This window comes from Lacunimicrobium album (assembly GCF_052161635.1).
Taxonomy (GTDB): domain Bacteria; phylum Planctomycetota; class Planctomycetia; order Planctomycetales; family Planctomycetaceae; genus SXPC01.
Genome location: NZ_CP197413.1, coordinates 170,013 through 192,400, shown reverse-complemented (window position 1 = coordinate 192,400; position 22,388 = coordinate 170,013). Strand labels below are relative to the sequence as shown.

General features: G+C 55.2%; 18 protein-coding genes and 1 tRNA gene. 11 read left to right on the top strand and 8 right to left on the bottom strand.

The window, feature by feature from the left end:
- Positions 1-63 precede the first annotated feature (63 nt).
- Both SH248x_RS00780 and SH248x_RS00775 read right to left on the bottom strand, forming a co-directional pair.
- Positions 64-489: an acyl-CoA thioesterase gene (locus SH248x_RS00780; protein ID WP_459556604.1), complete on the bottom strand. Its 426-nt coding sequence runs from the start codon at positions 487-489 to the stop codon at positions 64-66.
- A 234-nt stretch (positions 490-723) separates the two neighbouring features.
- Positions 724-1,731 carry a ribose-phosphate diphosphokinase gene (locus tag SH248x_RS00775; protein WP_459556603.1) on the bottom strand — a complete coding sequence of 336 codons (1,008 nt, stop codon included), beginning with the start codon at positions 1,729-1,731 and terminating at the stop codon, positions 724-726.
- Between the two features lie 357 nt (positions 1,732-2,088).
- Here SH248x_RS00775 and SH248x_RS00770 point away from each other — a divergent pair, with 357 nt between their 5' ends.
- The gene (locus tag SH248x_RS00770) at positions 2,089-2,571 is read left to right on the top strand and encodes a division/cell wall cluster transcriptional repressor MraZ (RefSeq protein WP_459556602.1); all 483 of its coding nucleotides are present in this window, start codon (positions 2,089-2,091) and stop codon (positions 2,569-2,571) included.
- 334 nt (positions 2,572-2,905) lie between these two features.
- On the opposite strand, the gene SH248x_RS00765 is transcribed toward SH248x_RS00770, so the two are convergent.
- From SH248x_RS00765 to SH248x_RS00755, 3 genes are all read right to left on the bottom strand, one after another.
- Positions 2,906-3,610: a hypothetical protein gene (locus tag SH248x_RS00765; RefSeq protein WP_459556601.1), complete on the bottom strand. Its 705-nt coding sequence runs from the start codon at positions 3,608-3,610 to the stop codon at positions 2,906-2,908.
- A 126-nt stretch (positions 3,611-3,736) separates the two neighbouring features.
- On the bottom strand, positions 3,737-5,044 hold the full coding sequence (hemL, locus tag SH248x_RS00760; RefSeq protein ID WP_459556600.1) for a glutamate-1-semialdehyde 2,1-aminomutase: 1,308 nt from the start codon (positions 5,042-5,044) through the stop codon (positions 3,737-3,739).
- Positions 5,045-5,353: 309 nt separating this feature from the next.
- Positions 5,354-6,409 (bottom strand): radical SAM family protein, encoded by a 1,056-nt coding sequence (locus SH248x_RS00755; protein WP_459556599.1) that lies wholly within the window; start codon positions 6,407-6,409, stop codon positions 5,354-5,356.
- Between the two features lie 179 nt (positions 6,410-6,588).
- Here SH248x_RS00755 and SH248x_RS00750 point away from each other — a divergent pair, with 179 nt between their 5' ends.
- From SH248x_RS00750 to pdeM, 5 genes are all read left to right on the top strand, one after another.
- Positions 6,589-7,563: a magnesium transporter CorA family protein gene (locus SH248x_RS00750; protein ID WP_459556598.1), complete on the top strand. Its 975-nt coding sequence runs from the start codon at positions 6,589-6,591 to the stop codon at positions 7,561-7,563.
- Between the two features lie 86 nt (positions 7,564-7,649).
- Positions 7,650-7,735 (top strand) — tRNA-Leu (locus SH248x_RS00745).
- A 183-nt stretch (positions 7,736-7,918) separates the two neighbouring features.
- Positions 7,919-9,592 (top strand): ATP-dependent DNA ligase, encoded by a 1,674-nt coding sequence (locus tag SH248x_RS00740; protein WP_459556597.1) that lies wholly within the window; start codon positions 7,919-7,921, stop codon positions 9,590-9,592.
- The gene (locus SH248x_RS00735) at positions 9,589-12,147 is read left to right on the top strand and encodes a ligase-associated DNA damage response DEXH box helicase (protein ID WP_459556596.1); all 2,559 of its coding nucleotides are present in this window, start codon (positions 9,589-9,591) and stop codon (positions 12,145-12,147) included. Before SH248x_RS00740 ends, SH248x_RS00735 begins: the two co-directional genes overlap by 4 nt.
- Positions 12,148-12,193: 46 nt before the next feature.
- The gene (pdeM, locus tag SH248x_RS00730; protein ID WP_459556595.1) at positions 12,194-12,898 is read left to right on the top strand and encodes a metallophosphoesterase family protein; all 705 of its coding nucleotides are present in this window, start codon (positions 12,194-12,196) and stop codon (positions 12,896-12,898) included.
- Between the two features lie 44 nt (positions 12,899-12,942).
- Here the strand turns inward: pdeM and SH248x_RS00725 are convergent, their stop codons facing one another.
- Positions 12,943-13,629 carry a M78 family metallopeptidase domain-containing protein gene (locus tag SH248x_RS00725; RefSeq protein ID WP_459556594.1) on the bottom strand — a complete coding sequence of 229 codons (687 nt, stop codon included), beginning with the start codon at positions 13,627-13,629 and terminating at the stop codon, positions 12,943-12,945.
- A 402-nt stretch (positions 13,630-14,031) separates the two neighbouring features.
- Here SH248x_RS00725 and SH248x_RS00720 point away from each other — a divergent pair, with 402 nt between their 5' ends.
- On the top strand, positions 14,032-15,180 hold the full coding sequence (locus SH248x_RS00720; RefSeq protein WP_459556593.1) for an HlyD family secretion protein: 1,149 nt from the start codon (positions 14,032-14,034) through the stop codon (positions 15,178-15,180).
- A 211-nt stretch (positions 15,181-15,391) separates the two neighbouring features.
- Here SH248x_RS00720 and asnB read toward each other — a convergent pair whose 3' ends face one another.
- The gene (asnB, locus tag SH248x_RS00715; RefSeq protein WP_459556592.1) at positions 15,392-17,338 is read right to left on the bottom strand and encodes an asparagine synthetase B family protein; all 1,947 of its coding nucleotides are present in this window, start codon (positions 17,336-17,338) and stop codon (positions 15,392-15,394) included.
- Positions 17,339-17,346: 8 nt separating this feature from the next.
- Entirely contained in the window at positions 17,347-18,450 is a 1,104-nt protein-coding gene (locus SH248x_RS00710) for a glycosyltransferase family protein (RefSeq protein WP_459556591.1), read from the bottom strand.
- Between the two features lie 299 nt (positions 18,451-18,749).
- On the opposite strand from SH248x_RS00710, the gene SH248x_RS00705 reads away from it, so the two are divergent.
- The 4 genes from SH248x_RS00705 (at position 18,750) to SH248x_RS00690 (ending at position 22,376) form a co-directional block, all read left to right on the top strand.
- A complete protein-coding gene (locus SH248x_RS00705; RefSeq protein ID WP_459556590.1) occupies positions 18,750-19,295 on the top strand; it encodes a macro domain-containing protein in 546 nt (181 codons plus the stop codon).
- A 129-nt stretch (positions 19,296-19,424) separates the two neighbouring features.
- Positions 19,425-20,387 (top strand): alpha/beta fold hydrolase domain-containing protein, encoded by a 963-nt coding sequence (locus SH248x_RS00700; protein WP_459556589.1) that lies wholly within the window; start codon positions 19,425-19,427, stop codon positions 20,385-20,387.
- Complete coding sequence (locus SH248x_RS00695) at positions 20,384-21,484, top strand: YdjY domain-containing protein (protein ID WP_459556588.1); 1,101 nt, start codon at positions 20,384-20,386, stop codon at positions 21,482-21,484. Before SH248x_RS00700 ends, SH248x_RS00695 begins: the two co-directional genes overlap by 4 nt.
- Before the next feature lie 412 nt (positions 21,485-21,896).
- Positions 21,897-22,376 carry a TadE/TadG family type IV pilus assembly protein gene (locus tag SH248x_RS00690; protein WP_459556587.1) on the top strand — a complete coding sequence of 160 codons (480 nt, stop codon included), beginning with the start codon at positions 21,897-21,899 and terminating at the stop codon, positions 22,374-22,376.
- Positions 22,377-22,388: the final 12 nt, after the last annotated feature.

The following is a 22,388-nucleotide window of genomic DNA, read 5'->3' as shown; positions in this document are numbered from 1 at the left end:
TATGAACGCTCAGGCCCAAAGACGCAAAGCAATGGCAGCTTGCCAGTCGAAGCATTTCGAGACTCAAGCAGCAGGCGGATGGTCGACGACCTGAAACGACTGCTGAATTTCAAGCGGAATCCGGACCGGCCGGTTCTTGGTGATGTCGATCATGATCCAGTTTGTCGACGCCGTCAGAAGCAGCGCGCCATCAGAGACTCTTTTGACCATGTACCTGCGAGTCGATGAAATCTTCAGCATGTCCGCGATCCAGGTCGTGAGGATGATCTCATCCCCTTCGAACGCCTGCTGGTGATATTCGATAACGTGAGTCTTCGAGACCCAGGTGACGCCAAGTTCACGGTAACGTTTCGTCGACCAGCCTTGAGCAGCCGAGTGAGCAAGCGCCGCGTCCTGCATCCATTGGACATAGACGACATTGTTGACGTGGCGATTCGGGTCAAGGTGAAAGGAGTCGACGCGGATTGGGTATTCAAAGACGGCGGGCATGGTGGAAGCCAGGAATTTGTGTTGGGTGCATGCAGTGATCTTGCGAGCCGATCGTAGCGAACCTATCTGGCGGTGGCGAGATGAGCATGATCAACTTCACGGAATGCCTCCCCCCGGAAGGATGAGGCTCCGTCCGAGCCGCTGTCCCGCGTTGCAACGCTTCACCAACATGTCGACTTCAATGACTCTGCTGAACCTCTTCGAATGGCATAAGCAGGGTCTCGGCTGTCTTCCCTAGAACGGTTTGCCCGGGCCTTCCGGGAAGAGCATACTGACGCTCGTGCGGTCGTGGATCGAGCGGATCGCACTCGCGAACAAATTCGCGACCGAGACGACTTCGATCTTACTGTTCGGATCGCAGCTGATCGGCTCGATTGTATCCGTGACGAACAGGCGGCTGATCAACGAGTCTTGAATCTTCTCTGCTGATCCTGGAGCCAGCGCGGCATGCGAAACGGCTGCATAAATCGACTTCGCGCCGCGCTGCTTCAAGGCGTTGGCCATGGAGATCAGCGTACCACCCGAAATGGTGAAGTCATCGACGATGAGGGCGTTCTTGCCGTCGACTTCTCCGATGACCTCGAAGATCTCAGCGGACTCCGAGTGATCCTTGCGATGCTTATTTCCGATGACGACGGGCGCGTTCAGAATCTTCGCGTACGCGGCTGCCCCTTTGGCAAAGCCAACATCCGGCGCACAGACGACGACATCATCAATGCCATGTTTGCGAACAGCATTGCAGATGACATAACGACCATAAAGGTGATCGACAGGGACGCGGAAGAAGCCTTGAATCTGCGGCGAGTGAAGATCCATCATCAGACAGCGATCAGCCCCTGCAGCTTCGATCGCATCCGCGCAGACACGGGCACGGATCGAAACGCGTGGCTCGTCCTTCTTATCTCCCTTGGCATAGCTGAAGTAGGGAATGACCGCAGTGACATTCTGAGCAGAAGCGCGTTTGAGGGCATCGATCCAGAACAGGAGTTCGACAAAGTTGTCGTTCACCGGATGATGCACACCCTGCACGATGTAGCAGTCTTTTCCGCGGACGTTTTCGAGGATCCGCGTAAAGACGTTGCCATCAGAGAAGGTAAGTGTCTCTGTCGGAGTCAGAGGAGTTCCCAGTTCCGCAGCGATTTCAGCAGCCAGACGAGGGTTGGCAGTCCCGTGGAGAATGGCCAGATCGCCCTGAGGAGCCTGGAAAGGAAACAGACGCGGGCCAGTGTGAGGCGTGATCACGATGAGCCTTGAAGGAAAAGAGCAGCAATGAACGATCGCGAAGCCAGTTCGGCTCCGCGTCAAAACTCCATGATAGCGGTGCTGGCAGTTGGGACAATCTTGACCGCAATCGGTCTGATAAAATCGGTAAAAAGGTAAAACGCCTCGTTTCGCGCTATCAGACGACTCGTCACCCCGCTGCAAGTCGAAGAGGAGCAGCTTGAGCCAGATTTGAGGTTTGTGGATTAATTGCCCAAAAAATCTCAAGAGCTGGATTGCGTGTGTAATTTCTGCCCATTATAGTGAGTCGAGTTGGATCTGTTTCGCTTGCAGTTCACTTCAAGGATGGCCCTTTCTTCTGGCTGATGATTGGCCTCGATGACAGCCGCTCCGTTTATTTCTGGGGAATTCCGACGCACGGTCGACGACCGTTTCCGTCTGACCATTCCCGATGAATTTGCGGACGATGTGATCGATGAAGAGGGGAACTCGATTCTGGTCAAGGAAAGACACGGATGTCTGAGTTTGTGGCGCGCATCGACTTGGCAGAAACGCATGGACGACGGCCTCACGCTCCTCAAGCAAAAGATTCACTCTGGTCGCATGGACCAACGCTGGAACGACGTGCAGCAGCTGGGACGCTTGCTGTCCACTCGTCAGACGACCGTCAAACTGGCACAGAAATCACGCCTGTTGCTTCCCGACAGTTTTCGGGATCTGCTGGCGCTTCCCGAGTCGAGGGAAGTAGTGCTGGTCGGAGCGGTCATTTGTCTCGAAATCTGGTCTCCCGAGGCCTGGCTCGAAACGCTCAAACAAGAAATGCCCAAGTTTACGAACTTGTTCGACGATCTGACGAATTGATCGCCCGGGCTTTATGGAGCCTGGCTACTCAGGATTATGTCGACGCGATGAGCGCCTGTAGCATGCATCCGTCGGAAATCTCTAAACACAGTGTTCTTGCCATACAAAGTGTCTTTCAGGAGAGCTCATCAGGAGTGTAAGAGGCGTGCGACTCACTCAGTCATCACCATCCCGATCCCCTGAATCCCCACGGATGGAAGTCGCGGCACGGATGCCACCGTTTTTTACACTCCTGATGGCACCTGAAATCTCGTCGTTCGGAATTCGTCGGAAGCAAGCCTCGGCGATCTTCTTTTTTGCTATTGTCGCGATCAAAATGTTTTGATCGTTGCTTTTATTTCAGCGCCCGCCAGACAAATGGCTCGTCTGTTTTAAAACGAATGATGTCGCCATCAAGCGTGTATTCGCCAGCGATGTAAATGGCGTGAGGACTGGAGAGATACCAGGTCGATTCTCCGGGAGTTGACGGATCAAGCGAGATGAACATCACCTTGAAGTCGTCATTCCGAAATCGCCAGCCGATGCTCGGCGCATGTCGCATCACGAACCCTTGCTTGCCGCCATACATCTTTCCGAGAACTGGATCATGGTAGTAATCGTTCGTTGTGCCAACTCTGACGTTGAGCGCATTGAGGCGCTTCGCATATTCCGTACATTCCCTTGCGAAATGCTGGCAGGTCCACCGGTAGTCGATCGAAGGAATGATGACAATGACGGTGACAAGACAAAGAACGGCAATCGAAATATAGGACGCTGCAGCACGCAGCCCCTTAGACTTCAAAAGCTGAAGTGTGGCCACTGCGATGATTACCACAAGGCAAATCAACAATCCGGCATAAGAGAGGACTGACGGTGAAAGAAGTGCCCTGGCATTTCTCGTCGCGATCCTTGCCGACATATCCGCTTCGATTCCGATCAGATCCCCAGGAGCGATTTTCTCCGGCAGCGAGAAATCCAACTTACGCCAATCCGCCAGCACACTTGGGATGGTCTGCAGGTGAATGGGGATGGCCGGGAAATAGATGACGAGCGATGCCAAGCTGATTAGAAGTATTACGACGAGGAAATTTCGCCTATGCATTCAATGTCTCACTAGAGTTACAGGACATTCCAGTGAACGGCATTGAGAATCGCTTGGATCAAATAGATGCCAAGTGATGATTATTTACTTGGCAGCAGCCAACAGCACCTCTTCCGCCACAGCAATCGTCATCGCGATATCCTCATCGGTATGCAACGCGGAGACAAATAACGCCTCAAACTGGCTGCACGGCAGATACACGCCTCGGTTGAGCATGCCGTGGAAGAATTGGGAGAAGAGTTTCGTGTCGTTGTTTTTCGAGACAGCGTAACTCGTGACCGGGTTGCTGTTGAAAAAAAGCGTAAGCATACTGCCGACCTGGGCAATCTGGTGCGGAATGTTGGCAGAAGCGGCTGCGCCGGCCAGACCATCCGCGAGGCGTTTGGAAACCTCCGCCAGTCTGGGGTACGGATTCTGCTGCTTGATGAGTTCCAGCATTGCAATGCCGCAGCTCATCGCAACGGGATTTCCCGACAGCGTCCCCGCCTGATAAACAGGGCCAACCGGCGAGACCGTTTCCATGATCTGCTTACGACCGCCGTACGCGCCGACCGGCATGCCGCCGCCGATGATTTTGCCGAGCGTCGTCATATCGGGCTTGATGCCGAAGAGTTCCTGGGCACCGCCACGTGCAACCCGAAAGCCAGTCATGACTTCGTCGAAGATAAGCACTGTGCCGTGCTTGTCGCAGAGTTGGCGCAACGCGCTGAGGAAGTCGGGCGTCGGAATGACACAGCCCATATTGCCGACCACTGGCTCCAGGATGACCGCTGCGATCTTGTCGCCGACGGAGGCGAAAGTCTCTTGGAGTTGGGCGACGTCATTGTATTCGAGGACGAGCGTATCCTTCGTGGCTCCTTCGGGGATGCCGGGAGAAGAAGGCGTTCCCAGCGTCAACGCCCCGCTCCCTGCCTGGACGAGCAGACTGTCAACGTGACCGTGGTAACAGCCTGCGAACTTGATGATCTGATCGCGTCCGGTGAACCCACGGGCGACCCGCAGAGCGCTCATTGTCGCTTCGGTCCCACTATTGACCATCCGCACCATCTCGATCGAAGGGACGGCTTCGATAATGAGTTCCGCCATGCGCGTTTCGAGCGTGGTCGGAGCGCCAAAGCTCGTCGCATGCTGTAGGCCATCTTCGATCGCCTCGAGCAGCTTGAAATGCCGATGTCCGAAGATGTGCGGCCCCCAGGAGCCGATGTAGTCGATGTACTTGTTCCCATCGATATCAAACAGGTACGCCCCTTCGCCACGCTCCATAAAGACCGGCGTCCCACCAACCCCGCCAAACGCCCGAGCAGGGCTGTTCACACCTCCCGGAATGACCTTCTTGGCCCGGTCAAAGGCAATCTGACTATTGGGACGATGACTGCAATCAGGAAACGACATCGCGAGGCTTTCTTTGGAAGTCACTGGTGATGATTTCAGTCTAGCGTTTCTGAAGAGAGACTGGAACACAGAGCCCGCGGAGGGGAGCAGAGGTCGCTGAATGAAACTAATGCTCAAATCCTGAAAAATAAACCACGGATGAACACAGATAGACACAGATCAGAGAGATAATGAAGAACACCAATCACTCGAAATCTCATGGTTCAAAAACGACGACACATGTCTTTCTCATCTGCGTCTATCTGAGTTTATCTGCGGTTCCCACTCTTAAATCCGTGTCAATTCGTGTTCATCCGTGGTTCAATTTCGTCACTCAAACAGCCTTTGCTGACGCGGTCGATCCGGTACGCGGAATCGGCTGGTCTCCAACGGCGGGAGGTTTTGAAATCCGAGTTTCTTGTGGAACAGCTGGAACATCGTGTTGATCTGGTCAGCGATTTGGCCTGTCCCGCGCATTCGTTCGCCCCAGTTCGAACTATACAGCTCACCTGACCGCGTGCTGCGGATGCGCGAAAGGACCCGTTCTGCTTTGAGTGGTTCCGCTCGTTCCAGCCAGTCAAGAAAGACCGGTTCGACGGTCAACGGCAACCGCAGGAGCACATAACGGGCATCGGTCGCGCCGGCGTCTTTGGCAGCCGTGAGAACGTCGGCGATCTCGTGATCGGTCAGTCCGGGAACGATGGGGGCCATCATCACGCGAACAGGCACCCCCGCCTGGCTGAGTTCACGCACGGCACGCAGACGAGCAGCAGGAATACTCGTCCGCGGTTCCATCGTGCGGGCGAGATCCGGGTCGAGTGTCGTGATCGAGATGCTCACGTGCACGAGGTTCATCGTCGCCATCTTTGACAGCAGATCCAGATCCCGCACAACTAGAGCGTTCTTCGTGATGATCGTCACCGGCTGTCGAAAATCTCGGGCGACTTCGAGGCAGGCTCGCGTCAAACGAAAGTCGCGCTCGGCTGGCTGGTAACAATCGGTGATGCCGGAAAAGCAGATCGCTTCTGACTGCCAGGACTTTCGAGACAGGAACTCGCGAAAGAGCAGCGCAGCATCATGTTTGACGTAAATCTTCGTCTCGAAATCAATCCCGGCACTGTGGCCCAGGTATTCGTGAGATGGGCGGGCATAACAGTAACTGCAGCCGTGGGCACAACCGCGGTACGGGTTCAGCGAGAAATTGAACGGGACATCGGGGGAATCGTTCTTCGTGACGACGGTGCGGGAGGTGTCGTCAAGGTATTCGATTTTGCGGTGGCTGATCGCGTGCAGATACTCCTCGTCCCACTCGAGATGCTCAAAATCGAGCGTCGAATGGATCTTGTCAAACCGATTGGGAGGATCGATGCCTGCTCCGTGTCGCATGCCTTTTTCCATGAATTGCCAGAATATCTCACACTATCAAATTATACACCCGTACACTTCTTTGTCAAGATCTTTTTTCTCTCTGCGAAGTTGATGACGTGTCTCTCCCCTCTGCTCACCCGCGTCATTACCATGACCATGCAATCTTGATGGGCAACACAGTAGAGAGCGATTCCGCAATGCTTCAAGTTTACCAGGTGATGAAAGATGGGCACTGGGAAGTCACCAGCGAACTGCCTGATCGCGTTGAAGAGCGGGAAGTCGATTGTGCCCTGATCTGGGTCGATGTCCTCGAACCGACGGAAAAGGTGATCCGGGAAATCTCGGTGTGGGTCGGGCATGATCCTCGCCTGATGATGCTCAGCCTGTCCGAAAACGAGCCGACGGGCATCGCGCGGGAAGCAGAATTCACACATATTTATATGCAGGCGATCCGTCCAGGCGAGCCGCCGAATTTTGTGGAGTACTGCCCGATTTCGATCAACTGTTCGGGCCGTGTTGTTATCACGTTGCATCCTGGCCCGCTGGTGTCGATCCAAATGGTGCAGGAAGTTCTGCCCAAGATCGCCAAGCAAATCGGACGTTATGGCCCCGGGCATCTGCTGTTTTACCTGTTCGACAAGATGATCGATCGTTGCGTGCTGGTGGCGAAGTCATTCGAAGAGCGACTCGATATTCTCGAAGATCGCTCGATGTCGACGGAACGAGAAAACCGCCTGCTGGAAGATCTCTCTGATGTACGTCGTGAGGTCGTCGTTCTGTGGCGAAACTGCGTCACCCAGCGGGAAGTCTTGATCGAGCTGTGCGAAGAGGAGTTTGATTTTCTTTCCGAAGAAAGTGTTCAACGACTCGAACGGGTCCGCGATCACATGAGTTCGACCCTGCAGATGGTCGAACTTCTGAGAGGCATGATCAACGAAGTCCGCGAAAACTACCGCACGACGCTGAACATGCAGAGTTCCGAAGCGACCAAGAAGCTGACCGTGTTCGCGGGGGTTCTGCTCCCCATGTCGACCATCGCCGCCCTCTACGGCATGAACGTCCCTCTCTGGCCCAATCCCAATGAGCCCGCGACGTTCTGGCAAATCCTCACGTTGATGGGGACCGTCGCCGCCGTCCAGATGTACTTTTTCTGGCGATTGAAGTGGCTATAAAACCACGCACACCCATTCCACCGCGAACCTGAAACCTGCTCGCTGGTCAGTCTACGCTGACTGTGATATACATGGAGAACCATCCAGCCCGGATGGCGAAACAGGCAGACGCACGGGACTTAAAATCCCGGGACCGTAACAGGTCGTGCGGGTTCGATTCCCGCTCCGGGCATTCCTTCAGACATGTCTACGAATCTGCTTTCGCTCGCTGTGTGCTTTATGAGCGAGCATGCTTTTCATTTCCAGGCTTTGGATCTGGTTTTTATCGATCACGTACACCTCGACTCTGGTAACGTCGGCTCTATGATGGACGGGTGGCCGTTTTCTCTTTTGGACTCGAATCGGGTAACGACGCTTGCAGCGGTTTACGGAACTTTATCAGGCGCTGGATGAGACGACGAAGACCAGTCGTAAGCTGGCTGCGCTGACGGAGTATTTTCAAAACGCTGCTCCAGAGGATGCGATCTGGGCGATCTATTTTTTGAACGGGAGCAAGCTGTCTCGCGTGATCAAAACGAGCCATCTGCGGGCCTGGGCCTGCGAAGCGGCTCGGGTGTCGGACTGGATATTTGACGAATGTTATGAGATTGTCGGGGACTTGGCGGAAACGATCGCGTTGTTACTGCCTGCCGGTGAAGTCGGCTATCAGAAGCCTCTGCATGAATTGGTCGAAGAGGTGATCAAGCCGCTGAAGGCCGATACGGAGTATGTGCAGAAGCAGGTGCTGCTGGAGTTGTGGTCTCAGATGACCAGTCCACAGCGGTTTCTGCTCAATAAGCTGCTGACGGGCGCGTTTCGAGTCGGGGTGTCAGCGAAGCTGGTAACGCGCGGGCTCGCGGAGGCGCATGGGTTATCGCCGAAGATTGTCGCGCATCGCTTGATGGGGGAGTGGAAGCCGACGGTGGCGTTTTATGAGTCGATTATTTCAAAGGATGGGGGCGAAGGGGAGCTGTCGCGGCCTTATCCATTTTGTCTGGCGCATCCTCTTCAGGCTGATCCTGCTACGATCGGGAGTCCGAGTGACTGGCATGCAGAATGGAAGTGGGACGGGATTCGCACGCAGATCATCAAGCGGAATGATAAAGTCTTTCTGTGGTCTCGCGGCGAGGAGTTGATCAACCCCCAGTTTCCGGAATTGGCGAAGGCGTGTGAGGTGCTGACGAATGGGACCGTGCTCGATGGAGAGGTCTTGATCTGGAAGGGGGATCGCCCGTCGCCGTTTGCAGATCTGCAGCAGCGGTTAAATCGGAAGACGGTTTCAGCACGTCTGCAGAAGGCGCTGCCTGTGAGGTTCATCGCCTTCGATCAAATTGAGAATGACTATGAGGATCTGCGAGCTGTCCCGTTTGTAGAACGGCGGAAGATTCTGGAAGCGACGCTCAAGTCGCTGGGGAAAGCGAGTGTGTCGAAAACCGCGCAGCCGAGTTTGACGTTGTTTCCTGAGCTGGAAGAAGAGGACGATCATCAGATCCTGCAGCTCGCGAAATCGATAGATTTCTCCACCTGGGAAGAACTCGCGGAGATTCGTCAGACGAGTCGCGAGCATGGGGTTGAGGGGGTCATGCTCAAGCAGGTTCAGAGCACGTACGAAGTCGGACGGGTGACGGGAAGCTGGTGGAAGTGGAAGATTGAGCCGTACACGATTGATGCGGTCATGATTTATGCGCAGCGGGGGAGCGGGCGTCGGGCGTCGTTGTATTCAGACTATACGTTTGCGGTGTGGGACAACGGAGAGCTGGTGCCGTTCGCGAAGGCGTATTCCGGGTTGACGGATGAGGAAATGAGACGCGTCGACCGGTTCGTGCGTGAGCATACCGTTGCAAAGTTCGGCCCCGTGCGTCACGTCGAGCCGACGCTGGTGTTTGAGCTGGCGTTTGAGAATGTGCAGCTGTCGAACCGGCATAAGTCAGGAATCGCGGTGCGGTTTCCTCGCATGGCGAGGTGGAGGACGGATAAGACGCCGGAGCAGGCGGATACGCTGGAGTCGGTCAAGAAGATGATTCTGTCGGCGGCGGAGACGCAGACATGAAAACGAGAGCCCGTAATTCGAAATTCGCGGTATTGAGTTCTGCGGCGTCATCCACCGCAAGCAGTCATTCGCCGATCCAGACAGCCGTTATCGAGAGTTGGTTCCATGAGCGGGAGTGGGAACCATTTGAGTTTCAGCGCGATGTGTGGCGGGAGTATTTAGCGGGACGCTCGGGGTTGTTGCATGCGACGACGGGGACTGGGAAGACGTATGCGGCGTGGTTGGGGCCGGTGATTGAGTGGTTGAATGAAAATGAAGAGGAGAAGCCATCGAAGGATGCACCGCCGTTGACGGTGTTGTGGATTACCCCCTTGCGGGCACTGGCGGCGGACACGGCGGCTGCGCTGAAAAAGCCATTGGACGAGTTGGGGATTGGATGGACGCTGGAGACGCGGACGGGAGATACGTCGTCGTCCGTGAAGGCGAAGCAGAGGAAGAAGCTGCCGACGGCTCTGGTCACGACGCCGGAGAGTCTGACGCATTTATTGACGCGGGTGGAGGCGCGCGAGATCTTTGCGAATCTGAAGTGTGTCATCGTCGATGAGTGGCATGAGCTGCTGGGGAGTAAACGTGGGGTGCAAACGGAGCTGGGGTTGGCCCGGCTGAAGACGTTTGCACCGCAGTTGCGCGTGTGGGGATTGTCAGCGACACTGGGGAATCTCGATGTCGCGATGCAGACGTTGCTGGGTAACGATCACGATCATGGCCACATTGTCTCCGGAGACGTCGCCAAAGAGTATCGTCTGCACTCATTCTTGCCGGAGCATATGGAGCAGCTGCCATGGGCCGGGCATATTGGCCTCAAGTTGCTGCCGCAGATCCTGGCCCAGCTGGACAAGGGTGGAACGGCACTCGTGTTTGCGAATACGCGGAATCAAACAGAGATCTGGTATCAGGCGATTCTCCACGCCCGGCCGGAGTGGGCGGGGGAGATCGCGATTCATCATGGGTCACTGGATCAATCGGTACGCGGGTGGGTCGAGGAGGGACTCAAGGCGGGGACGCTGCGGTGTGTCGTGTGTACGTCGAGCCTGGATCTGGGGGTCGATTTCAGTCCCGTCGATCGTGTGTTTCAGATTGGGAGTCCAAAGGGAGTCGCGAGGCTGATGCAACGTGCAGGGCGGAGTGGACACCGACCCGGCGAAGTCTCCGATGTGTATTGTGTGCCGACGCATGCGTTTGAACTCGTTGAAGTCGCAGCGGCTCGTGAGGCGATTGAAGCCCGAGCGATTGAACCGCGAGTTCCCTATGAGAAACCTCTGGATGTGTTGGCCCAGCATGCGATCAGCATGGCGCTTGCGGGTGGATATCGCGAGCAGGATCTGTTCGAGGAAGTCCGGATGACGTATGCCTACCGGAATCTCACGCGGGATGAGTGGGAATGGATTCTCGACTTCATAACGCGTGGCGGGCCGACGCTGAGGGCGTACCCCGACTATCAGAAGGTGCGGATCGATGAGGATAGGCGGTATCTCCTCGATGACAAAGTGAAGGCACGTCGGCATCGCATGACGATCGGGACGATTTCGAGCGATGCGTCGATCGTCGTGCAGTATCTCAAAGGTGGAAGGCTGGGGACCGTTGAGGAATCGTTCATCTCAAAGATCAATATCGGCGATACGTTCAGCTTTGCCGGCAAGCAGCTGCAGCTGGTGCAGGTCCGGGACATGAAAGCCTATGTGAGAAAGGCAACGAAGCGCCCGAATACGCTCCCGCGGTGGATGGGGGGACGGATGCCCTTTTCGACGGAGCTGGCGCATGCGGTTCGCGTTAAGCTACAGCAGGCGAAAGCAGGTCTGTTCGAGGGCTCGGAAATGAAAGCCGTTAAGGAGATCCTGCAGTTGCAGGAAGCCTGGTCCGTCGTGCCGGCGGAAAATGAACTGCTTGTCGAGCAGATGAAGTCACGCGACGGGTATCATCTGTTTTTCTATCCCTTCGGCGGGCGGCTGGTGCATGAGGGGTTGTCGGCACTTATTGCGTATCGGATCAGTCAGTCGATTCCTATCTCGTTTACCTTCTCGATCAATGACTATGGATTCGAGCTGCTGTCGCGCGACGAGATTCCTTTCGAGCGATGCTTGGAGCGTGGGCTATTCGCGACAGAGAATCTGGATGAAGACACGATGTCGAGTATGAACGCCGCGGAGATGGCGAGGCGGCATTTTCGAGACATCGCGCGGATCGCGGGCTTAATCTTTGTCGGCTTTCCCGGACAGAATAAGACCGCCAAGCAGCTGCAGGCGTCGAGCGGGTTGATCTATGATGTGTTCCAGAACTACGACCCGAAGAATTTGTTACTCAAGCAGGCGCAACGGGAAGTCCTCGAACGACAATTGGAGCGAACACGGATGCTCGCGACTTTGGAAAAAATGCAGTCGCATGACCTGGTGATCACGTCCCCGCCCCGATTTACGCCGTTCGCGTTTCCGTTGATGGTAGACCGATTGCGAGGGAAGTTGACGTCAGAGCAGTTATCAGCGCGGATTGAGAAGATGCAGTTGTGGACGCAGAAGGAAGAAGTTTCGCCGCGACGGGGGCGGAAGAAAGAGAGTTGAACCACGGATGAACACAGATAAAAGAGATTCAGCACGGATGAGTTTCATGACGCACGGAGGTGACGAGATGATTGAGAATCATGTCGAGGGACATGTGGTCGAGGTTTGCGGGTGTTCGCTGGAGTTGCTACCCGGACGTGCGATTTATTGGGGTGATGCAGGGGCTTTGATTGTCTCCGATCTGCATTGGGGGAAAGAAGCGACGTTTCGGCATTTCGGATTGGCACTGCCGGATTGTCTGGGAGAGGACCTCACACGGCTATCGATGTTGATTGAAAGGACAGGAGCGACTCGGGTTTTGATCCTGGGGGATCTGGTGCATGGGAAGCATGTCAATGAAGAGGGGACACTGCAAAAGATTGATGCCTGGCGAGCAAACCACGCGACAGTGAGCTTGCAGTTGGTATTAGGGAATCATGATCGCAAGGTGATGCGCGGATTTGAAACCCGTTGGGGGATCGATGTGCATGATGAACTGGATGAAGGGCCGTTTCGGTTCCAGCATCATCCGGAGGCGGTGAGGGGGCGGTATGTGGTCGCGGGGCATTTGCATCCGAAGTTTCGGTTAAGTGCACCGGGGTTGGGGAATCATGTGATGCCTGGGTTTTTGTTTTCAAAAGAGCATGCCGTACTGCCGGCGTTCTCGGCGTTTATTGACCATCAGGTCATGCGACCGAACTTGACGGACCGGGTGTACGTGATTGCGGAGGGGCGTGTGATTGAGGTGTCGGCGGCAGCAAGGAAAGTGTGAGTGCGTTAAAGTGTTCAACGCTCGGTCGGCCATAGTGCAGCCGACTATTCAATGGGAGTAGTGATCTGGAACTCACGTTTCCAGTTGGCTTCGTGGATCGGATAAGTGCGGGTCAGGATCGTTTCATCGGAGAGTTGTTGGGGTTGGCTGGTGGCGTGAGCTTGTTGCCAGCTGGATTGTTCGAGCGGGGACAGACGCTGGCTGACTTTTCCGTTCGGAGAAGAACGGCGGACGACGCGTCCGTTATCGAACTGGCTGACGATAACGGGGACGCCGACGGTGAGGAGTCGTCGGGCAATAAGTTCGTAACTGGCGGTTGCGAACTGTTCTTTCAATTCGGACAGATCCAGGCGGGATGCGCGGGCGGCCGTTGAGAAGACCGGTTCGGGGAGCAAGAGACGGGTGCCGATCTCGCTGGCGATCTGTTCGCGGATGCCGGAATCGATGGCGGTTTCTGTGGCGTCGATCTTGAGTTCAAAGCTGAAGATTTCACCAAGTTCATGCGCGACCGACCATTGAAGACGTTCTGCGCGGTCATCCTGTTTGACGAAGATCGTCGAGCGCCCTCGCAATAATTTATGTCGCGCGCGTCCGGCCTGATCGTTGTCGATGATGACATCAATTCGGAGTCGTTTCGCGATTTCGAGGGCATCGAAGGGAGGTTGGTCCAGTTCCGCACGCATTAGCAGGCGCGAAACGAGGTGATCGACTTCTTCGAGTTGGACGCTCATGTCAATCTGGGGAAGCCAGTCAAGGGTTACGGATTGCGGGTCATCTAATGAACGTAGCGTATCGGCAAGCTGGCGAAAAGTCGCGTCTGGTAACGTCTCAGACTGACAAAAACGATTGTCGTATCTGTGATCGGGCATGGCTGAAAGCAGGGATTTGCCGACGTAAATCGTTGCATGACCAGAGGATCGTCGGACGAAAACTAATAGAGCCGCGTGAACAGGATGTCTCAAACACGCATTTGCCCTCTACACAGGAAGTTGACTCAACCGCTTGATGAGCGTCGTTGAGATCGGGCAACGTCTCTTTGTCCACAACGATCTCGACACTGGCTTTCACGACGGGATTCACGAGCGATTATGCAATCACACGAAGCTTCACCAACGAACGATTCTTCCTGTTCCATGGCTGGACACACATTGCAACTCTCTCACCCTGGTTTCCTTCGCGTGGTGGCGTTTGCAGCGTGTGCACTGGTCGCCGGGATCGGACTGACGGTCGCCCTGCAGCGTCAGGCTGAGCAGTCGTTCCAGGGAGTTCTCGAAGCCAAGCCTTACGAGCTGACGGCTGACGATCAACTTCTCATCAGCAAGGTTCACAAGAAAACCGGCAGCGCGATTCGCAAAGGTGAAGTCGTTGTGACGCTGGCTGATGACGGGATTCGTGAAGAGCTCGCTAAACTTGGTCTGCAGATTACTGCTCTCAAAGGGGAATGCGAACAACTGACGGCTCAGGCGGAGCTGGAAATTGGTTCTTCGAAGCGCACGATTGATCAGCAGATCTACTCGGCCCAGATGCAACTGGCAGAGTATCAGCAGGCTGTTTATGCCGCTGAAGTGACCGCGATGGCCTGGGAGCAGGTTCTCAAGAAAGACGATCAGCAGCGCTTCGCCTCGAACTCGTTGAGCATGGTACCTGATGTCACCCTGCGACAGATCTCTCCTGAAGAATGGCTGGCCGATAAAAATCCCGAACAGGAAACGATCCTCACGATGCTGAAATATGCATCGACGATGAACTCACTGGAAGTCTCCAAGACGCAAGTTTCGCTGTGTGAGACTCGACTGGCGCAACTGGATGCCGAAGTCCAACAGGCTAAGCAGCTCGTGTTTCAAGCTCTCGGAATTGCCAATAAGCAGGCTCAACTGGAGCAACTGGAAGCACGACGCATTGAACTCGAATCGACGCTGGGAAATCCTGAGCTGACCTCTCCGGTCAATGGCCTGATGGGGGATTGTTTCGTCAAAGCCAGACAGGCTGCTCACCCAGGACAGACACTCGTTTCAATCTATGACCTCGATCAGATGACGATTGATGCTCAGATTGACACGACCGAGATTGGCAACTTCGCGACAGGTCAGAAAGTGACTCTGATCTTCCCGGGGAACTTTGAATCGAATGGCCGGGTGCGTGAAATCGCTCGCGTGGCGAGCAATTCCGGCAAGGCTGCGACACCTGTCGAGAAGACGTATGTGAATGTCGTCATCGAGCCTCATGGTGCTCATTGGCCGGAAGTTCCGCTGGGTTCGGTCGTGAAGATTCGAGTTGAGTAGTCAGGCGAAGAGAGTTCACCACGAAGACTAGAATCGCTCCAAGGTTCACAAAGATTTGAAAGCGGATTTGGTGCGGTTCGCGGACTCACCAGCACCCTACGTTTCCGCTGGAGTCGAACTGCTTATCGGGGGCGAATGATTGCCTAGCGCCCACCCTCATCCGCCCTTCGGGCACCTACTCCCCTCAAGGGAGAAGGGACACAGATGCAGCTCACCGCAAGGGAAAAGGGACAGGGATGCGGTCGTGGAATTCGCGGAACCAGAGTTCTAGCATCAGCAGGTTCCAGAGACGGTAGGCGTGGTCGGCTTTGCTGGTGGTGTGTTCGTCGACCATTTTTCGGATGACGTCTTCGCGGAACATCCCTCGGTTGATGGCAGTCGGAGAGAGCAGGACGTCTCGCAGGAAAGGCTGCAGTGGTCCTCGAAACCAGGGGCCGATGGGAACGCCGAAGCCCATCTTGCCGCGGTTTTGAATGGAGACAGGGAGAAGGTCGGAGAAGGTTTGTTTGAGAATTGATTTGCCGAGATGATCCTGGCGCTTGAGTTCGATTGGCATGCGGGCTGCGAGTTCTGCGACTTTGACATCGAGGAACGGGCAGCGGGCTTCGAGGCCGCAGGACATGCTCGCGATATCGACTTTGGTCATGATGTCGCAGGGGAGATACGTCAGAGTGTCGACGCAGGTGATCTGGGTGACGTAGTCACGGGTACTGGCGAACTTGATCGCGTCTTCGAGGAATGAGACGGCTTCAAAGCCATTGAGTTGGGCCAGGAATTCCGGGCGGTAGAGTTCGCGCCGTGGTTCATCAGGAAAGACGCCGACCCAGTTGAGATAGCGTTTTAATGGCGTCTCGGCCATGCGTTCGAGGAAGCGTCTGCCACGTCGGACGATGGTTCCGGGTTTTGTCGAGAGGGGGAGGAAGGAAGATGCTTTCGCGAGTCCCTGTCGGATGCTAAGTGGGAGCGAGTCAATGCGCTGGGCGAGTTCGACGGCTCGATAACGGCCATAGCCTGCGAAGAGTTCGTCGCCACCATCGCCGGAGAGGGCGACCGTGACTTCCTGTCTGGTCACGCGAGAGAGATACATCGTCGGGATGGCGGAACTGTCGGAGAAGGGTTCGTCGTAGTGCCACATCAGGTCGGGCATCATCGAGATGGCATCGGGGGTGACTTCGTACTCGTGATGATGCGTGCCGAGACGCTGGGCGGCTTCGCGTGCGAAATGTGTTTCGTCGTAGTCCTTGTCGGAGAAGCCAATCGAGAACGTGTGAATTGGGTGGGGAGAGAGGGACTGCATCAGGCCCGAGGTGATTGTCGAATCGATCCCGCCCGAGAGGAAGGCGCCGATGGGGACATCGCTGCGCATGCGCAATCTCACCGCGTCTGTGAGGGTTTCACGCAGTTCGGCTTTCCACTCCTCGGGCTGACGACGGCGGTACTGGTCTGCTTCGTTGTATGGTGGGCTCCAGTAGCGCTCGACTTCAATGCGATTCGGAGAAATCAGGGCGTAATGCCCCGGTGCGAGTTTCGAATAGCCTTTGAAGATCGAGTGGGGATGTGGGACGTACTGGTACGTCAAATAGAGATCGATCGCGACGGGATCGACCTCTCGCGGGACGCCGGGGACTTGCAGCAGGGCTTTGAGTTCGCTGCCAAAGATGAGGCGACCGGGTTGGTTGTTGGATGATGTTTCGTAGCGGTAGTGAAGAGGCTTCTTGCCGAGGGGGTCGCGGGCGAGGAAGAGTTCCCGCGTCTTCTCGTTCCAGATTGCGAAGGCGAACATGCCACGCAGGAAGTTGAGGCACTTGGGGCCATATTCTTCGTAGAGATGGATGATGACTTCGGTATCGGAGTGAGTCTTGAATTTGTGGCCGCGGGCTTCGAGGTCAGGGCGGAGTTCCTGGTAGTTATAAATCTCGCCGTTGAAGACAATCCAGACAGTGCCGTCTTCATTGGAGAGAGGCTGGTGTCCAGATCCGAGGTCGATAATCGACAGTCTTCGATGGCCGAGAGCAACGCCACTTTGTGGTAGGTGAGTGTGATAGAAGCCTTCATCATCAGGACCGCGATGCGAGATGGCATCGGTCATCGCTTTTAGCGTTGAGTCGGAAACGGCGAGTTTCTCGTCAAACCAGACTGCTCCTGCAATGCCGCACATTCGTTGGGTTAGCTTTCCTGCAAGCGACGGTAAAGAGTCTCGTATTCTGAAATCATACGCGTCAGAGAGTGTTCGGTGTGTATCTGATCTTTGGATGCTGCACCGAAACGGGCAGCGGTCTCGGGTTCTTGAATCAGTTTGTTAGTGAACTGCGCAAAACCGACTCCATCGCCGAGTTTGACGACGTAGCCGTTTGTGTCATGTGTAATGAGTTCTCGGTTAGCCGGGATGTCGCTGACTACAACAGGAAGCCCTGTCGCCATGGCTTCGAGGAGGCTGTTGGACATCCCTTCAAACTCACTGCCGAGCCAGAAGCAATTGGCGGCGGCGAGTATTCCGGGGACGTTCGGCTGGTGTCCCAGGAAACGTACGAAGTTGGAACATTCAAGACGCTCGGCTTTGAGTTCGAGTTCGCTGCGAAGAGGGCCATCGCCGACGATCAGCAGGTGGGCGCGGGGATCGATCTGGCGCAGGACCTGAATGGCCCAGAGGAGGTCTGGGAGTCGTTTTTGCGGCGCAAGACGCCCTGCGTAGACGATGAGCCAGGCATCATCGGGGAGATTGTATTTCGCGAGAAGTTCGCGACGGGCGTCGACTTTCGAGACAGTCTCGTCGAGCGGGATTGCGTTTTTGATGACAGAGAGCTTGTCAGCGGGAACACCAAGGTCGCGGTAAAAGTTGGTGACGCTGACGGAGTTGCCGACGAGAGCATCAGTCTTGGCAATAAGTCTGCGGTCGAGCCACTTCTGCCAGCCAGCTTTCCAGACATCGACACAGCGTTCGCTGACAACGATGCGATGTCGGCGTTTTTTCGGTGAGACAAGGCGGACGTAGGCATTGGCAGCAAATAGCCAGCTGTGAACGATGTCGGGTTGAAAGGCGTTGATCTCGCGTTTGAGTCTCTGCATGGAGAGCGGATCGAATTTCCAGCGTTTCTGCAGGTTGATGATCGGGATGCCGGCTGCTTCGATGTCGGTCGCGTAGTGTCCTTTGCGGGTCAGCGTGACGACGCGGATGTCGTACTGATCACGTGGCAGGCCGGTCGACAGGATCGCGAATTGTTTCTCCGCGCCTGACTGATCCAGAGTTGGAATCACCTGCAGAATCTTCATCACGTTCCTGATTGATCTTTCGTGCGGATGTTGGCTTTCGAGCCGTAACGGGACGGTTTATGATTGAGATGTGTGAAGAGGAGATGATTCTTGCCAGACGACTGACCACATAGTTGGAAATCTGTCGGTACCTATCGCTCACCCTCATCCGCCCTTCGGGCACCTTCTCCCCTCAAGGGAGAAGGGACGAGACACGGCTCCCCTCAAGGGAGAAGGGACGGGTTCTGACATGAAGATTAACAGTGTTGCGGGCGTTCTCCTAGAGATGTGTGGGCGTCGATTTCGAGGAGAATATTACGATGCAGGTGCAAATCGGTCAGACGCGACTGCAGTTGATGCAGGGGGACCTGACGAAAGTTGCGGTCGATGCCATCGTCAACGCCGCCAATACCCGGCTGGCGGGTGGAGCAGGCGTGGATGGGGCAATTCACCGGGTTGGAGGGCCGAGCATCATGGCGGATACAAAAGCAAAGTATCCGCAGGGGTGTCCGACGGGACAGGCAGTCATTTCGACAGCGGGAGACCTGCCTGCAAAGTTTGTCATTCACACTGTTGGACCGATCTGGCAGGGAGGGCTGCATCAGGAAGCAGCGATGCTCGCAGCGGCTTATCGAAACAGTTTGAAAATCGCTGTTGAGTATGAGTGTCAGTCGGTCGCGTTTCCGGCGATCAGTACCGGCGTGTATGGGTATCCCCAGGATCAGGCGGCGGAGGTGTCGTTGAAGACGATTGTCGAATTTCTGGATCGCGAGAATCGGCCAGCGGAAGTGAAGATCGTGTTGTTTGGGGACGGGATTTATGGAGCGTTTGCGAGGGTGCTGGAAGAGATGACGGGGGCGGCGTGAAGAGACAGATGAAAGTGTTAATGAAATTTGCAGAGTTCCCTCATCCGTCAGCGAAGCGCTGACACCTTCTCCCCGGGGGAGAAGGAACAGAATAGAGTCTCCCCGGGGGAGAAGGGACAGGAAAGATAGATGAAGACAGAGATCAAGCCTGCTTCGATGCAACTGCCGCATGAGTGTCTCTTGAAAGCTCGGTTGATGAGTTTTCGGGATGACGATGGGTATCTGCATCATGTTCGTTATTGGAAGCCGCAGCGACTGCACCAGGGGACGGTGTTGTTACTGCATGGGATTCAATCGCATGGGGGCTGGTATGGGTATTCCTGTCAGAGGCTGGCGGAGGCGGGGTTTGAAGTCGTGTTTCCTGATCGTCGAGGGAGCGGGTTGAATCGACAAGACCGTGGGCATGCGAATTCCGTCAAAGAGTTGCAGAGGGATCTGTTCGCGCATTTGGATTTCGTTCGAGGCGAGTTTCCGCTGACGGAGGGAACACCGTTACCGCCCTTGTTCCTCGGTGGAATCAGTTGGGGTGGAAGACTGGCGGTCGCGACGGCGCTTGACTGGAACAGGAATGCGACAAAGGCGAAGAGTCCTTATTCGGAACTCGCGGGACTGGCGCTGTTGTATCCAGGGATCCACAGTCATTTTCAACCGACGCGAATGCAGCGTCTGCTGTTGTCCATCTTCGCGCGGGACATCCTGGGATATGCGAAGCGTGACATTCCGACGAACACCCCGGAATTGTTTACACGCACGCCGGAGTTTGTGAAGTGGCTGTCGAATGATCGTGAAATGCTGCGACAGGCCTCGATTTCATTTTTTCGGATCAGCCAGGAACTTGCCGAACGAACAAGTCAACAGAATCTCGAACTCAAGCTGCCTGTCCTCTTGATGTTGGCGGATGAGGATGAAATCATAGACAATGATCGAACACGTCAATGGTACGAAGCTCTTTGCGTAGCTGACAAGCAACTGGTCAGCTATCCGGGAACCCGTCATACACTCGAGTTTGAACCGACGCGCGATCAGTTCATTGCAGATCTGATTAACTGGTTGCGAACTCACTCACCGACAAACACAAAGGCAGTCTCATGAGCATCATCGCGAACCCGCTACGATATTCTCGGTTGGGTCGGATCTTTGCCGGGGCTGCTTTGATGTCGCTGTGGCTGATCCCTGCAGTCGCTGAAGCTCAGTTCGGTGGGCCTGCTCCCGCGCCAGCGGCGAACATCGACCCCGCCAAGCTGAAGTATCCCGACATGCCGACGACGGCGGTTGCACTCAATCCTCAGCAGACCGTCTATCTCGATAAAACGAACAAGCGACTTTACCTGAAGACCATTGTCTGCCTGCGTGACGGCATGCTCGAACTGTTCCTGTGTAAGAAGAACTCGAAGGAACACGAATCGATCCTCTCCGTCGACAGCACGGCGTTCGCCTTCCATGGAGGTCTTCTGGCCGCTGGAGCAGAAGCAGGCCGACCGGTCCAATATGAGCCTCAGTTCGTTCCTCCTCAAGGTGAGATTGTCGAAATCAAAGTTTCCTACCTTGATCCGAAAACTGGGGAGAAGAAAGAAGCTGATGCGAAATCGTGGATGAGAACTTCGACTCGTCGATATTTCGGGACGGATCTGAAGGCGCTTCCTGCCGGCATGAAAATTCCAGAAGGTGGTGACCTTGTTTTCGATGATCGCAATCATCAGCTTCTTTCCTACGGAGTTATGACTGACGATCAACTGAAAGCCAACCTCGCTCTTTCCAATGACAAGACATTCCAGGATGCCATCAAGGAACTGCATCAGCAGTCACAGCCTAAGGATTTCACCGCAGACTTTGTCTTCGCGGGCAGTGGGTTCTTTGTTGATCCTGATACCAAAGAGCGATTTTATCTCGGCGAAGGTGGTGAACTGGTCTGTGTCGCGAACTTCTCTGCTGCCACGATTGACATTGCCGAGTTGAGCTCTGCCACCAATGCCAGCCTGTCCTACGAAGCCAAATCGGAAGCCATCCCTGCGGAAGGCACGGCGATCCTCGTTGAGTTGATTCCGACAGGTAAAAAGAAAGTCGCCAAGCCCGAAGCTGGCCAACCGAACGACGACAAACCAGCCGGTTCTTTACCTGCACCTGTGCAGCCCAATCCAGTTCCACCCACTGCTACGCCGACTGTGATCAAAAAACCTTCCGGCAACTGAAACAATGCTGACCGAGTCATCCATGACGGTCCTCTTTCTCATGAACTCTCGTGGATGCCGTTAAACTCGGTACGCCTGTCATCGTCGCTAACGTCGCCACCGTTCCCAATGAGGGAATACCACCCAACTGCTGATTCTGACAGTCTTTGTGCTGAAATCGGGTTATTGTTATCGCTTGTTGGAGTAGACCCGATTGATTTCCATCAGGGACTTTGTCCCGTTGCTTGATGCTTTTGGTCAACGTTTTTAAGCGTTTCAACTGCTTTGCTCCCGCGCTGATCGTCATCACCAACAAAATCGTCTGGAATTCTGCGTCACTCAGAAAAACGCGAACTAATCTTTCACGTCGGCGCACTCCGTCGGCAGGCGATTCAACCCGCCTTCATTCGAAACGACGTGAAAGATGATTGTCATGCAGCGACTCATAAAACGATCCCAACAACGCGAAAACCGCCTCGGTGCGGCACTCGTCGAGATGGCTGTCGTCATGCCGGTCTTCGGCATCTTTATGGCGGGTGTGGTGGAGTTTGGTCACGTCTATATGACGATCAACACACTGAACGCAACAGCTCGTAAGGCAGCCCGTTACGGTGTCGCAGACGGTATCACGACGGCACAAGTCCGGACATTGGCTCAGGATACGATCAAGAAAGCATTCTCAACAGCAAACGTCACGATCGATATCAAGAACGCCTCTGTCTTCGATGCTGCGAATTTTGACGCGAGCAAGGTCAACTACTCCACGCTGCCAGACGCCACCTTAGACACCATGGAACCTCGCGATTTGTTTCTGGTGAGGATCACAGTTCCCTATGACCAGGTCGCGCTTCTTCCTCCCTTCTGGGCGAAGAACCTGACTCTTTCTGGTCAGTCTGCCCAGCGTCATGAATAAATGTTCCTCCAA